This is a genomic window from Variovorax sp. dw_954, from assembly GCF_018449755.1.
GTDB lineage: Bacteria > Pseudomonadota > Gammaproteobacteria > Burkholderiales > Burkholderiaceae_C > Variovorax.
Genome location: NZ_JAAVVD010000013.1, coordinates 120685 through 134820, shown reverse-complemented (window position 1 = coordinate 134820; position 14136 = coordinate 120685). Strand labels below are relative to the sequence as shown.

The window sequence follows — 14136 nt, the reverse complement described above, 5'->3', positions numbered from 1 at the left end:
CTTCTCTTCGGTATGTAACTGAGTGTTAGATTGTATCGAGGCACAACCTGTGTCGATAGACCACAAGGACCGTTCGCATGAGTAGGGCGCTCGGTGGAAAGGGTGGCGCAGTGCAGAGGCCTCGTTCCAGGCCTGATCGTGCCAGGCAACTGACGTATGGGTTACCCATGGACTTGTCCCCTTTACTTTTTCCCATGGTTGCTCGACGCGAGGGGCGTCGACCAACTGACGGTTAGCTCCCGGCAACCGACCTCTGCAAAAGGCCGCGAGACCTTCCCCGTTAGATACTCGGCCTTCGCGCCGGTACCATGCGGAATTCTCAGGGTCCAGTGCGCGCCGCATTCACCGCAGTTCGCCCAAAATCCATGATCTGATCCGTGAAAGGCCGAAGGGCTGATGCTATGTCCACAAGCACGGCATGTCCCGAGCACATGCGCCAACTTCAGCGACTCGAGCAGTTTCTTTTTTGTGAGTTCGTTGGCAGTACTCCCTCTTACGGCCGCTTCGACCTCGAATTGAACGTCAGGCTTCAGAAGTTCGCAGAATCGAATACCGTGGCCGGCCTTCTGCGCCCTGTCGCCCGCTGCGGCAAAGATCGCTGTCTGGAGATCGGCCGGGAGTGGCGTGACACGGAACGGATATCTGCTCAAGACCTGCTTGAGCAGCCACTTTTCGATAGCCAGTCGGACCCTCTCCACGGAGTAAAACTGTAGCGGATGGAGAACGCTGGCGTCTCCGGAGCCGTCGGCGGTCGCTTCCGAGTCATGGCAGAAGAAGACGTAGTAGTTGTCGCGCTGGTCTGCCCAGTTTAAGCGGCCCTGCCAGCCTGCAACAATCGTCAATTGATCGACTGAAGTTTCTCCGTCGAACAGTTCCAAGTGGCAGCCACCCATCTGGCCCGCAAGCCGCAGTTCCCAAGGGCCAAAAGTTGCCTTCCGGCCCACATCGTCCCATTTGACCAATTCGCTGGCGAACAGAGCCCTTCGAACGAGTAACTCGACGTAGGTGACGTATCGTTCGCCGACTGCCTTCGCCGCTTCGAACTTCTGGTGGGGCGTCTTGACCTCCCGGTCCGCTCCGGCGTGAGCAAGTAGCCAGATCGGCCGAAGGTGCCGATAGTGCGGGTCGTGCTGCAGTATGTTCGTGTTTCTGAGCGCAATGGGGAGGTTCGACTTTCGGGGTATCTGCGTGTAAAGCCCCTTATGCTGCAGCTGCTTGACCTTCCGATGCAGCTTTATCAAAGCTTCATAGGTTTCGTGAGCCCTTGTGCCGGCCTCAGGGTTGTCGACAAAGGACTGGCCCCAGAGAGTGCAGAGGTCCTGTCGCAGCCTGCGATCGAGTTGCTGCGCGTCCGAAAGCAGCTTCGCTTCCTGGTGCTTCTCCAATAGTTGCAATGCGTCATGGATCCGCGCCCGAAGCAGAGTCAGGACACGATCGACCAGTCGCGCAAAGACGACGTTCTCATAGATGGCATGCTCGTCCTCGCTCACAAGAGCTTTGAGCCGCGCGGGAACAATCCCCGTGATCCGCCTGCGACTCCAATCCTGCGAGTTGGAAGCGAGCGCCGTCAGCGCGTCGGGCGCTGGCCGCCTTGCCCGGGAGACTGGCAGCACCTCGACGTCGTAGCGCATGTCCAGCCTTGGCCGTTGTGAAATGGATTGGAGGTGGCCCGCGTCCAGGAGATCCGCCAACAGCCGTTCGAAGTCGAGCAGATCAAAATGCTTTTCGAGCTGTGACGGCATGATGGGAGAGGGCAGTTCGCCGGTCTCGAGCTGGTCCGTCACGGCACCCACGGCTTCGTCGACCAGCGCGTTCGGGGAGACGCCAGCGGGCCAGTTCGCCGCCGGCGCAAAGGTTCTGTCTGCCCTGTCTCCAGTCAACGCGCACTTGACGTTACCGTCGCCCCAGAGGATGTCGCCCTTGTTCATCAAGGCGTGGCCGTTCAGAGTGCACGGCGCCAGAACCTGGAACCGGCCAGGCACCACAATGTCGGGGAGGTCTGCCTCTGCTCCGGAATAACGATCCCACACCTTCATCCACCGCGCTCCAACCTCTGGATGTCCCTTTCAATCGCTTCGAAGCATGAACTAGGGATGCCTCCGAGCTTGCCCTCCTTCCACAGGACCTCCAGTGCATCGTGAACCCGAAGGAGATCGTCCGCGCGCTTGTCGTGCCGTCCTGTGACCTTGCCTTCTCGGAACATCCGTGAGGCGAGCATGTGGTCGAGCGCCAGCGCCTCGGTTCCACCGCATTCGAGCACTACTGGCATGAAGCGGATCATCTGCTGCTCCAGACGATTGCCCCAACCCAGGCCGAAGTCGTCATTCAGGACCCTTGTCAGGCGGCTGGCGTCGATGAACCCAAGCAGCTTCTTCACGTGAGCTTCGTGCATCTTGCGTGCCTGGTCGAATTGATCCATGAGGTTCTCGAATGACCACGTCACACCATTTGTTGGCCGGTCGATCTTCTGGGTAACGGGACCGTGCTTCGGGAGATCTAGGACGAATGCGCGGTCATGGGTCTTGTCTGCGAAGGCGTTCGTGGTTTCGTCGTGATTGGCCGTTCCGATGAACCAGACATTCGACGGTAGGCGGATCAGGCGCCCATCTTTCAACAGCACAGGCGCACCACTGGCGGGCCGAGACTCCATGAGGGTGATGAACCGTTTGTCTTCGGAGACCTCCATTGCGGACAGGAATTCTGCGAAATACTGCTCAGGACGGGAGAGGTTCATCTCGTCCAGCAGAACAACATGCAGCTTGTCTCGTTCCGCCTCGGTCTGAGCGCGATACAGGGCCTGCAGCGTGTCCTTCTCGTAGTAGCGCTTCTCGAATGCGTTGTAGTGGCCGATCAAGTCGGCGCGATCCCGCCATCCGGCTTGCACCGGAACCACCTTGCAGGTAGCTCCAATGGCGGCGCAAAAAGCCGTTGCCAAGCTTGTCTTTCCGGTCCCGCTGATGCCCTGAAAAACGTGCAAGCGGCTCATCGCCAAGCCACCCATAAAGAGCTGCAGTACTTCCCTTGAGAAGTGGAGTTGCTTGCCGCGCTCCGCGTAGGCGATGCGGGCCTGCAAATCGCCAACCAACGCGGAAAGTATCGGCGCCGCCTCAGTGGGAACGCGGAGCGTGAGATCCTTGTCCATTCGCGTTAGCTCGGGGAAGACGGTACCCTCTTTACCTTGGTCGATAAGTTCATCCACCTGCGTCCGGAGTTCCTGTACCGCGCTGCCCAGCAGCGCCTTGTGCTTTTCGAGGACGACGCGCATTGTTTCGGCGTTTTCTCGTTCGGTAACACTGCGCTGCCACTGGTGCTCTTGCTGACGAAGGCCGAAGACTTCACCCCGCGCTGCATCCAGGCTCTGTTGCAATGCGTCGCGTTGCGTTCTGAGTTCCTTCGCGTCGTCTTGAGACTGATTCGATAGCAGTTCCTGTACCTTGCGATCAAGTTGTTTGTTCTGCGCGCGCAGCGATTCACTCTCGTCGAGCAGGCGCTGGGGGTCATCGCCAAAGACTTGTCGAATTGCGTCCACGCCATCAAGTTCGACTTGCTGCTCATCTACCACCTTGCGCAGCCTCTCAATCTCCCGCAAATGTTTGGCGAGGATCGCGCTTTTCTCGTCCAAGAGGGCCTGAGCTTGCAGTCGTGCATCTTCCTGAACGTTTCTTTGCCGTGTTTTGACAACATCCTCCTCAACACGAACTTTTTCCTGCCGGCGTTGGATGGCGACTTCCTGCAGCGCAAGTTCTGTTTCCCTCTGCTGAAGTGACGCGCTATGCTGCTGTGCGAGCGCGACCAAGCGCGCAGACTCCTTGCGAGCCTCATCCATGAGTTCCTGCCGCCGCGCCGCAAGCTCCCCCGGAAGTCGGTCGCGCTGCCTTTCGAAAACGGCGATTTGCTCTTGAAGGATCGCGAGCGACCCCTCCCGTTCCAGCACCAGACCGCCTCGGATCTCGGCCTCCCGCACCGCAAGTTCTTGTTTCGCCGAGACAAGGTCGAGCCGCAGCTTCAACAACTCCTCGCGATCTCTCCCCAAGCTCAGAGATTCCGTTTCGAATCGGGATTGCGCCTCCTCAAACGAGGCTTTTTCAAGCCTTAGCATCTCACGGTCCGCCACGAGCGATGCGCGCTCGCCCGCAAGGGAGGCCTCCTTACTCTTGAATTCATCATGGGCCTCTTTGGCTCTCGTACCAAGGGAATCGAAGACATCTATGAAAGACTGGAACCGGCTTCGATCGCCGTCCGGCAGTTTGTCAAGAAACTCCGTCATGGTGTCTTCGGACCACTCCGGTGCGGGCTCTGCGATAAGTGGTGCAATTTGCGACCCTGACGCAAGGAGCTTCATAACAAGCGCAGATGATGCAGGCGCAGTTGCTGCCGGTTGAGGGATTGATGGTCGTCCCTGTTGATAGTTCTTGGCCTTGCTTTTGCCCATCTTTCTTGGACCTCTTCAAAAGTAATTCGAGAAATTCATGAACCACGCGATCGCGAAGTCCGCCTCTGAAAGGACGTGCCCTCGCTGCAAACGCCTCCCGCTCGCGTGGCTCCCCTTGTTTCGCATGTCGATCAACGTGAACAAACGAACCCACTCCAATTGGGTCTCGTCGAGTTCACGAAGTGGATGGTCGTCGTGGTTATGCGTTGCCAACAAAGACGCGAACAGGAGGGCCTTGAATGCCCGATCGCGATGCTGCGCTGCGAGACGAACGTCGCGAAAATTCTGCCCAGCCAACAACCTTCTGCACTCACTCGGCAACGTCGCGCGGATGGGCACCATGCTTAGCATGTCTTCTGCGGCCTTCCGGTTCAAGCCGTCGCGCGGCCAGACAATATTTCCCACTGGCCAGCGCTCCAGCATCCACTGCGCTACTGCTTCAAGCAAAGACCCGCATTCCTGTATCAAACTTCCCAACTCTTCCTGGGAGGAAGCACCCGTCGCTTCTGTCCTCTCCTTTTGTCGCAGCACCCTCGCCAGGTGCTCCCTTAACAGTGACAGGTGGGGCATGTTTAGCGCAGGCCATTGCGTGAGATGAAATTCCACCTTTCGCTCGATCAGTCCTCTGAGGTCTTCCGCGGTCAACACGGCAGAACCTTTGTCCGGCAACACACTTTCGATGCGCCCAGCCAGCCCCGGAATGGAGGCCAGACCCGCTTGCAACGGCTCGCGCAGCCATCTCGCCACCGAAGTTATCCGCCAAGGATCCGTCACTAGCCAAGGTTGCAGGTCGCCCGGTTTGTGGATGATCTCGCACCACACGTACGCCAACGCGGGCTCGCCTCCGACAATTTCGATGTCGTCGCTCAGAATTTCGGGCACGCCTTCATCGTCACCATCTGCGTGGATCACGTCGCGAAGACCCTTGCGCCACGCCTTCAGGACGTCGGCTTTGTGAGGCAGGCTCACCTTATGCCTTCGCGGCAGCAGGAAGGGCCGAATTTCTCCGCCTCCTTCGCGGCTATTGCGGAACGCTGGGAACTTTTTCGCGCCCATTTCGAGGGGATTAATGTCTGGTAGGTCACGGCTGACGCGCGGGAGCCAGTGCCCAAAGACGCCATCTCTATAGGCGTACTGCAGCGTCAGCGCGCCTTGGCCGTCAATGCCACTGGAAAGGAGATCCTCGCCCGCCGGCGTAATCTTGAATTGCGCGTCGACCCACCCGTTCGGCATGATTTCCTGCGCAATGATGAAGGCGATCAGGTTCTCGTCCAAGCACAGTAGTTTCGCCATCTGTTGACGATCTCGGATTCCTGCCCTCAGCAGGCCGAGAATGCCCTCCTGGAAGACATTGAGGCTACGGTTTGCGTCAGGGGCGAGAATGGTCCACACCTCCACGGGCCATAGCAGCGACGCCTGCTTGGCCTTTGGCAGTTTGTGCTCCCAACGCAGGTATCGCTCACTGGACACGGGCGGCCTCCTTCTCGCATAGATCAAGGAAAGCGCACATCTCCGGTACAGCCTCTCTCGCCGAAGGTCCTGTGAACATGCTTCTATCACCAACAGCGATGAGCAAGCGCCGTTGACGGCTCATTGCTACGTTTAATCGGTTCGCGCTGCGCAGATGGCCGTACTTGCGGCTGGCAAGGCGTTCGAACGCATCCGGGATGTCGTAGTCGGAGCGGACTTCGAGCTTCTGGCCGCTGCTTCTGACGACAGACAAGAACACAACGTCGAATTCCTTGCCCTGAAAAGCGTCAACTGTGCCGACGCGAAGGCGCTCAGGGCATTCCGAGTTCGACGCAATTTCTTCCTTGATATGCCATCCCGCTTGACCTCGCTCAGCGAGCCCGAGTTTGGCAAGTTCTTGAAAGATTTGGTCTCTCTGTGCCGCGTAGAACGTGATCACACCGATGCTCTGGCTAGGCGAAAGCTGCTCCAACAGGCGCTGGACCTCGTGCGCGACGCGTATCGCCTCGGCGGGTCGGACGCGACTGCCGCTCGCAAGTCTTTCGTCGCCTCCGGCTTTGGTAGGAATGTCTACCCATTGGCACACGACGCGACCGTAAAGAGGCACTGTTTCAGGAAAGTCGGCCTCCAACTTACCTGAGTACACCTTGTCAAGACCAGCAGCCTCGTAGAAATGCTTGCTGATGAAATCGCCCAGCGTCGGGTGCATCCGGAACTGCATGTCCAGCATCACGACCCGGGGGATCCCATCGAGGGCTTCACGCACTTTGAACTGCCGCCACAGTCGTTCGAACAAGCTGTGCTGGTAAGTGTCGGCTTGAATCTGCTCGCCGCGCTCGCCGCGGATCTCTTCCTCGATGACTGGGTCCAGGATGTGCGGCAACTGCCGATGGTCGCCGACGAGAACGATCCGCCGTCGAGCCATGGCCATGGGGATAAACAAGTCCAGGGGATTCGCGCGAGCGGCCTCGTCAACGATCACGCTCTGAAACTGGATCTGTTGCACTGCATCGGAGGAGACGTTCTTGAGTTGCGTCATCATGCGGCTCGCCGACTGCTGGCAGGTGGCTCCTACAATGCTGCTGTAGTTCTCCACAGCGCGTCGCACCCACGCTGGCTGCGAGACGAGCGCATCGGCGAACTGCCGCACCACTCCAAACGCACCGGTGCGCGATTTCGCCACTTTGGCCGCGAGTTCGCCTTGAAGCGCTCCGAGCAACCTCCTGGCGTTTTCGTCCAACGTCTTTCGAACCTTGGCTGGGCGGCGATCAGCGCGAAGAAGGTCAAGAAGTGCGTCCCGCACTTCTTTCAGTTCTTCCAACTGCGCCAACGATGGCGCCGATTCGTCTGACATTCTGTTGAGGACGTCGACGTGCGGCTCCGTGCACCACTCCGAGCCCTGCGCCATGCGCAAGACTAGAAGTGCGCGCTGCGTTCCATCGTCGTCGAAAGACTCGGGCAACACGCGCAAGGAGCGGACCGCACGCGTCAATTGTTGTCGCCGGACACTCGACAAGGATCCAGAAGTGCGAGCAAGGGATACCATGCTTTCACGATAGGCATCCCACTGGCTCTGCCAGTCGAGTGAGGGCCGGATACGGGCCACACTTGCGAGTTGATTTAGCAACTCCTGCAGCAGGTCGAACTTCTGTGTGCGGCTATCTGCGGAGGCCCCGGCAATGAGTAGTTCGTTGAGCAAGCGAGTGAGTTCCTCTAGCAGCGTTGCACTGGGTTCCTCTGCTTCCAGGCGAGCGATCTCCGCCGCCACTTTCGCGTGCTGCCTGTGGCGCCATGTGTCCACCGGGTCAGCTGCCTCTTGCCGTCGGGCACCAATTTTCACCGCAGGCAGTCCATACACGTCCGTTCGTCCCAAGGCGTTTTCGACTGCATCGTGCTGGAAGCTCGAGATCAGCACCTGCTGCGCAATCGCATGGCCTTCGTTGAGTTCGGCGAGCCGTCTCTCGAGGGCGGCTATGACCTGCGTTTTACCTGTGCCTGGCGGCCCGATGATCAGCGCCACGTCCGGAGTATTCAAGGCAACCTTGATCGCAAGTTCCTGCTTGACCGTGGCCTTTCCCGCTTTGAAGCTCTGCTTCGCATAGGAAGAGAGCCCTACGAGCATCGACTGTCTTTGCCGGGGCAACGGCATGTCCTGTAGCAAACGGTTCAGAGTCGGAACGCCCAAGCCAGATTCGATCGCACGGCGGGCATTGTCCCGCCGCTCTTGTTGTGTCCGATTGCCGGTCAGCGAGAGGTAGACGAAGCCCGTTGAGGGCGGTGTGAGCCGGTCATCGGTTTTGAGAAGGAGGCCACCGGGAGTGAATTGCGGCCGCGCGCGCACGCGTTTGCGCTTGTCGATCGCACTCAAGTCGGTGTAGTGATCCGACGTCCACTCGGGCGCGGATTCGTCGATTTCGACCTGGTCATCTTCTGTCGAGTGTTCGCGCCAGGCCTCTTTGAGTGCTGCGAGGGACTTCTGTTCGATCGCCAAATTCCAGCCTCCACCCTCTTCACTTATTGGCTGGAAGGATGCATAGCGTACAGCGCTAATGGCAGCGGCACGTGCCACGTCACGCTGCCACTCCTTCTCGCTATAAAGCCGCCAGAGATCCAGGTAAGCGCCGTAGCTGGTGACTGCGCTGTCAAGCAGCGTGCGGTCGAGATGCGGTATGCCGGAAACTAGGTTCGACGCGTCTGCGAAGCCGATCTGCCCTGCCAGCACGGCGATGGGCGCCAGCGACTTTCGCGGTCTGTCAGCTATCCGATCCACGACAATTGGTCCTTCGGCGGAACGCGTGAGGTCCGCTTGGTACCGCCGGCCGTGCAGTTGCAACTTACGGTCGTCGCCTCTGGAGTGGATCACGGCGAAGACGCGTCGCGAGTCTCGCAGGCCATCAGCCAGCACGAATTCCTCGTTCAGCCATGCAATCGCATCAGGAATGCCTGGAAGCGCAATGCGACCCTTCCCATGCAGGTCGTCGGCCACGCGTTGGTCGACGCGCAAGTCCAGGCGATTCAACGGTGTCGCTCTCACTGGCACCATGCACTTGAGCCCGACCTGGTTCGGCTTGGCACGAACCAGAAGCCAGAGGACGTCAGAATTGGCAGCCTGATGCTCCATGCTCCCAGACTGCGGCCCTGTCACGAGCCGCGCCACGCGGTCGCCTTGCCGCATGAGGATGGCGTCTTGCTCAGCCCGCAGGCTAACCTCGTTGTTTATGATCCAGGCCTGAGGGTCAAACGATTTTTCCGCAGGCCGAGCGAGCAGCACCTCAGGCTGCAGTAGGGGAGACTCATGTAGCTGCATTTGGGCTCACCACGTCAGGCGCCACACGTTATGTGGGGCGTCGAGCCGCCCGAGATGCAGCGCCAGACGAAGGCCACTAGCGGGCAGCTGAACACGACCTCTCAGGGTCTCGAGTTGCTTGACGCCAGAGGTTTGCAGCGTCACGTCGGCTCCTCTCTCGACTTTGATAGTCAGAGCACCATCTTGGATCCAGATAGAGGCGAGTTGCTTGCTGTCGGGATAGCTAGCGGTGCCTGGCGGCGACTGTCGCAGCGGCACAGGCATGGCGCCCACGACTTGAGCGCACCCGGTTCTTGTCCACTGGTCTGCCGGCTTCGCATCGTCACCGAGGACGGAGCGGTGAGCGAAGATCATGTGGTCCATGAGGACTGCCGATTTCGCTCCAAGCTTTGCCTGGCCACAGAACGGGCACTCCATCGTGTCCGACCACAGGAAAGTGCTTCCGCAGCCCCCACCTGCTTCCGAGCACTGAATCTGCAGGGCAGCCGCAGCTTCCAGCACTTCCGCCCATTCCGCCAGGGAGGGGCGAGCTTCGGGTTCGCTCAGACCGTCCTGAAAGCAGCGTTGGAATAAAGTGCTCAATTGAGAGGTGCAGACAAACTCTCGTGGAATTCCTGCGGTTGCGCGATTGCGATCGTCGGAATCATGGTCGACCCAAGGGACTTCGCCTCGGAAGGCCGCCGCCTCGAGGTCGCTGTCCGCATCGACCAAGGAACCACTTTTAAAAGGGTGCAACAGAGTAAGTGTCTGGAACGCGATGATCGCGAAGCTCCAGATGTCTGTGTAGGTGCTGATGCCGAGTTGGCCGCGAAATATCTCGGGGGCGCCGAAGTCCGGCGTGTAGATCTGCAAAGTGCTGGTTTTGACCGCATAAGTGAGGTTGTCGCAGTCGATCAACCAAACCTGATCGTGTTCGACCGAGCGCGATATGAAGACGTTCTTGGGCGATAGGTCGCCATGTGCAATCCCTAGCCCGTGTAGGCGGGCAAGGATCCGCGCCAAGCGCGCCAGTAGACGCAGGCGACGCTCGAGGCCGCCGGTCGCGAGGAATCCGGCCAAGCTGTCCTCGATGAGCAAGTGCTCGTGCGCCTGCCTGAGGATTTCCTCCAGCGGGATAAGTCCATCCATCAACTCCATCACATAACCCGGTCGCGGCTTGGTGACTAGGGCTACGGGCATCGCGATGGGCAAGTCGTTTTCGTCGATCGGCATGCGCTGGACGGCGGCAATCTGCCGCGACCATGCTTCCGTTCTGGGATCTCCCGCGGAGTGTCTGCTTACCTTGACCAAAAATCGTGGGTCCTGTGTCGGGCACACGATGCCTTGGCCGCCTTCTGCTATGCGCTTTCCCAACTCGTACATGCCGCCCTTGTCGTCGAAGACCCGCGGCTTTCGCACCGGCTGGCTGTTGGGCTGTTCGGATGTTGTTGTCATGAATTCCTCCTGTCCACAAAGATGGCGGCCAGCGTCTTGTCGTCGGAGTGCCCTGGCGTTGCCCAGTTGGTGAGTTCGCGCTGTAGCCATTTGCGAGCGCCCCGGCGGGACCGCTTCTTGAACTCTCCCCGGACGGCGCAGACAAAGCCCTCAATCAAGTCTTGTGGGATGTCGTCAGAGATCCCGTCCGTCATGAGCAAGAGCGTGTCGTCGGCGTTGCCGAGAACAAGGTCGGCCGAATGCCAAGCTGACCAAGCCGTGTCGACACCTAAGGCCCGCGTTTCATTTCCAAAGCCGCCTCGCTCCGGGGTGAGAATCTTGATTTGCCCGTTGACAAGACTAGCGATCAGACCGTCCCCGATCTGCCAAACGCGGGTGTAACCGTCCACATCGCAAATAGCGAGCAGGAGGGTAGTTGCCGCCACCGATTTGTCGCTCCAGGGAACCTTTTGCAACCACCGCCGGTAGATTTCCGTCGCCACGTCCCGCGCGGGCAGAGTTCGCCACGCGGAAGTACTCTCCCACTCTCGAACGACTGCTTGGGCCGACCGAACAGCGACTTGCGCTCCTTGGGCGCTGTGAGTGCGGGATCCCAATCCGTCTGCCACAGCGGCGATCCACCCGCCCCTCCAGCCTTTGACCAAGTGGGCATCTTGGCAACCCTCATTGACTTCCAAATGGCCAGGCCCTGTGACACTTGCGCCGACTGCGCGCAGCATCAGATCGCATCCAGGTCGAGGTCGTCGCCGGGAATTTCGCTCATGTCGAAAGTGAGGGGTCTGTCAGGTGTGGGGCTCGACGAGCGCGCCACAACACTCATCGTGACTGCCCGGAAGAAGCGTCGGATATCCTGCGCTTCATGGGCTTCGAATACCGGCGCTTCCGCATCGTTGGCAAACTGCGCCAGAAGATCCCTGTCAGCGTCAGCGCCGATCGCCATTGCGATGCGCGACGCTTTTTGCCCGCGCTCGCTCGATTTGAGTGCTGCCAAGGGCGCCTCCCACTTGTCGGTGGGCGCGCCGTCCGAGACGAGAACCAGCACGGGCCGGTATGCGCGGGACGGAATACGATCCTTGTCTTCCAGGAGTTGCTTGGCGAGTTCAAACGCCGCGCCCATTGGCGTAGCACCAGCGGCCGAGAAAGAGATAACTTCTTTGACCGCGTGGGCGCTGACGAGGGGGAGGTGAAGTTCAGCCTCCCCCCCACCAAAGGTGATGAGGCCAACCTGAATCTCCGCACGCAGCCGCGACTCATTGGCAAAGCTCGTCACCATCTGCCTCACAGCAACGTTGAGCGCCTCTATTTTTCCGTTTTCCGCCATGCTGCCGCTGACATCGGCGAGGATGATCACGGGCAAGGGGCGCGCTTGCGGAGCGGCGAACGCCTTGAGCTTTGTTGCGACACCGGGTTTCTTGTCCGGGGCGATCTGGGGTGTGTTCATGTTCTTGTCTACCGCATTGCGGATGATGGTTGCGTTGAAAAATCGGCTCTCGTTGTCTTCGTTCATGCTGGCCCAGCCCATTTCATGCTCCTTGTTTGCTTAGTGATGGCTAATTGAATGGCAGTGGCGCTGAGCGCGGGGCGGCGACTTGATCGCGTGAAGATCGTGGCTGCGATAGGTGGTCACGACGGCGCCATCATGGGAGACCAGCACTTGAATACCGGCGGCTGCCGCGAGATCAATACCCTGGGCTGAAAACTTTTGGACCTCCTTGCGCCCGATCACGAAGAACGTGACGCCTTTGGCGTGGATCGTCCTTCCATAAGTGAGGGCAGCATCTATGTCGTCCAAGCCGATCCCGCGTTGCTGCATGCGGGTGCTTGCGTGCTTGGTCAAAGTAGGCAGCGGTACTGCTACTGCAGAGGGATTCGTCGGCGTGCTCGCGTGGTTCAAGATGGTCTCCAATCTGTGTGCCATCCCGTATGCGAGGATCGTTCCAGCTCGGGACCACTCTAATTTCCTTTCAAATCAATGGGTTACGATTTCTCTGACTCATGAGAGCGTAATAATATTTACTTTTTCAATACCATTTCTTACGTCCTCGCAATGTCGACGCCTGCAGTCATCTGCAACTTGGCCAACCGGTTATCTAGCGTCTGATAGTTCGAAAAGCCCAAGAGCCTTGCCGCGGCAGACTTGCGCCCTTCGGCTTGCTTCAGCGCGCGGCTCAGGTACGCCCTTGACACGTCGTCAAGCACTTCTTGCAGTTGGAAGCCAGGCGTCAAAGGGCGATCCAACAAGCTCGCGTCTGTTCGGGGAGGTCGCAGGATGGCTGCAGTCACGTCCGCTGTTCCGATTTCCGGGCCGAGCGACCAAATCGACGCTCTGAGGAGCGTGTGATACAGCTCTCGAACGTTTCCCGGCCAGCTGTGCGCTAACAGCAGCGCTTTCGCGTCTGGGGCAAGAGACTTTTCCTGAGCCTCAGGGCGCCCTTTCGCGTCCGCATTGATTTGCCTGAGAAAAGAATCCAACAGAAGCGTGATGTCTGCCCCTCGCTCGCGCAAAGGCGGCAATCGCAAGATCCCAACTGCGAGGCGATGAAACAGATCCTCCCGGAACCGGCCACTGGCTACGTCGGCGAGTAAGTCGCGGTGAGTTGCCGCAATCACACGTGCATTCACCTTAACTGGCGACGACTCTCCCACCGGTGTCACTTCCCTCGCCTGCAAGGCGCGGAGCAGTCGCACTTGAGTTTCGAGAGGAAGGTCACCTATTTCGTCCAAGAAGAGCGTTCCGCCGTCCGCTTCCTGGAAGTGGCCCTTGCGATTCGAAGTGGCCCCCGTGAAGGCGCCCCGCTTATGCCCAAAGAGTTCCGAGTTCGCCAGTTCGGGGGGAATGGCCCCGCAGTTGACCGCCAAGAAGGGCTTCCCATTCCTGGCACTCGTCGCATGGATAGCTTCCGCAAATAGCTCTTTGCCCGTTCCAGTCTCGCCCAGGATAAGAACGGGAACTTCGTGAACGGCGATCCGCTGCGCTAGGGCTACTTGGCTACGCATGCCTTCGCTGGCATGAAGGATCTTGGCGAAGCGTGTACTGACGTCGACTGGGCCCGCCGCGAGCCTGTCGATGCGGTCGCCGGCGCGTTTGAGGAACTCCGGCAAGAAGTCGCTTGCGAGGTCGAAGAAAAAGTCTACCGGCTCGAGCCCCTTCTCGCGGGAAGTTTGAATCAGGGTCGCCGGAAATCGGGTCTTCGCCAGGATGATCCAGATGGCCGCCATCGCTGGCGTGCCAGGGCTGAGATGAAACGTGAGATCCACTTCGTCCCTGGGCAGTCGAGCCTCTTTCAAATTCCTCGAAACCTCGGCATAGATCGAGGCGTAGTCGATGGGGCTTCGCAGATCGATGCCATACAGGTCGACCTTTCCGTCGGGGTAGTCGCATTTTTCCTGCAGCCACGCGCAAAAGTCACGACTCCGTTTGAACGGATAGTTGGTCAGCAAGTACACGCGGTCGTAACGTTTCGGACTCGAGAGTGCTGTGGCAATGGGACCG

General features: G+C 59.3%; 9 protein-coding genes. All 9 read right to left on the bottom strand.

Features of this window, described 5'->3' with window-relative positions; genetic code table 11:
* Positions 1–182 precede the first annotated feature (182 nt).
* Positions 183–2036 (bottom strand): hypothetical protein, encoded by a 1854-nt coding sequence (locus tag HB681_RS20680; RefSeq protein WP_213956744.1) that lies wholly within the window; start codon positions 2034–2036, stop codon positions 183–185.
* Complete coding sequence (locus tag HB681_RS20675) at positions 2033–4432, bottom strand: AAA family ATPase (protein ID WP_256735023.1); 2400 nt, start codon at positions 4430–4432, stop codon at positions 2033–2035. The genes HB681_RS20680 and HB681_RS20675 overlap by 4 nt, the downstream gene beginning before the upstream one ends.
* Before the next feature lie 15 nt (positions 4433–4447).
* Positions 4448–5902 carry a hypothetical protein gene (locus HB681_RS20670; protein ID WP_213956743.1) on the bottom strand — a complete coding sequence of 485 codons (1455 nt, stop codon included), beginning with the start codon at positions 5900–5902 and terminating at the stop codon, positions 4448–4450.
* Positions 5892–9209, bottom strand: a complete 3318-nt coding sequence (locus tag HB681_RS20665; protein WP_213956742.1) for an AAA domain-containing protein — start codon at positions 9207–9209, stop codon at positions 5892–5894. Before HB681_RS20665 ends, HB681_RS20670 begins: the two co-directional genes overlap by 11 nt.
* A gap of 6 nt (positions 9210–9215) precedes the next feature.
* Positions 9216–10643 (bottom strand): serine/threonine-protein kinase, encoded by a 1428-nt coding sequence (locus tag HB681_RS20660; RefSeq protein WP_213956741.1) that lies wholly within the window; start codon positions 10641–10643, stop codon positions 9216–9218.
* Complete coding sequence (locus tag HB681_RS20655; RefSeq protein ID WP_213956740.1) at positions 10640–11362, bottom strand: PP2C family serine/threonine-protein phosphatase; 723 nt, start codon at positions 11360–11362, stop codon at positions 10640–10642. Before HB681_RS20655 ends, HB681_RS20660 begins: the two co-directional genes overlap by 4 nt.
* Entirely contained in the window at positions 11362–12165 is an 804-nt protein-coding gene (locus HB681_RS20650; RefSeq protein WP_256354495.1) for a VWA domain-containing protein, read from the bottom strand. Before HB681_RS20650 ends, HB681_RS20655 begins: the two co-directional genes overlap by 1 nt.
* An 18-nt stretch (positions 12166–12183) precedes the next feature.
* On the bottom strand, positions 12184–12537 hold the full coding sequence (locus HB681_RS20645) for a DUF4258 domain-containing protein (RefSeq protein ID WP_256354494.1): 354 nt from the start codon (positions 12535–12537) through the stop codon (positions 12184–12186).
* Positions 12538–12677: 140 nt separating this feature from the next.
* On the bottom strand, positions 12678–14090 hold the full coding sequence (locus HB681_RS20640) for a sigma-54 dependent transcriptional regulator (RefSeq protein WP_345944709.1): 1413 nt from the start codon (positions 14088–14090) through the stop codon (positions 12678–12680).
* Positions 14091–14136 lie beyond the last annotated feature (46 nt).

Coding starts and splice junctions, on each gene's coding strand:
- HB681_RS20665 (WP_213956742.1), bottom strand. CDS start 9,209: ATGCAGCTACATGAGTCTCCCCTACTGCAGCCTGAGGTGCTGCTCGCT.
- HB681_RS20680 (WP_213956744.1), bottom strand. CDS start 2,036: ATGAAGGTGTGGGATCGTTATTCCGGAGCAGAGGCAGACCTCCCCGAC.
- HB681_RS20675 (WP_256735023.1), bottom strand. CDS start 4,432: ATGGGCAAAAGCAAGGCCAAGAACTATCAACAGGGACGACCATCAATC.
- HB681_RS20660 (WP_213956741.1), bottom strand. CDS start 10,643: ATGACAACAACATCCGAACAGCCCAACAGCCAGCCGGTGCGAAAGCCG.
- HB681_RS20650 (WP_256354495.1), bottom strand. CDS start 12,165: ATGGGCTGGGCCAGCATGAACGAAGACAACGAGAGCCGATTTTTCAAC.
- HB681_RS20655 (WP_213956740.1), bottom strand. CDS start 11,362: ATGCTGCGCGCAGTCGGCGCAAGTGTCACAGGGCCTGGCCATTTGGAA.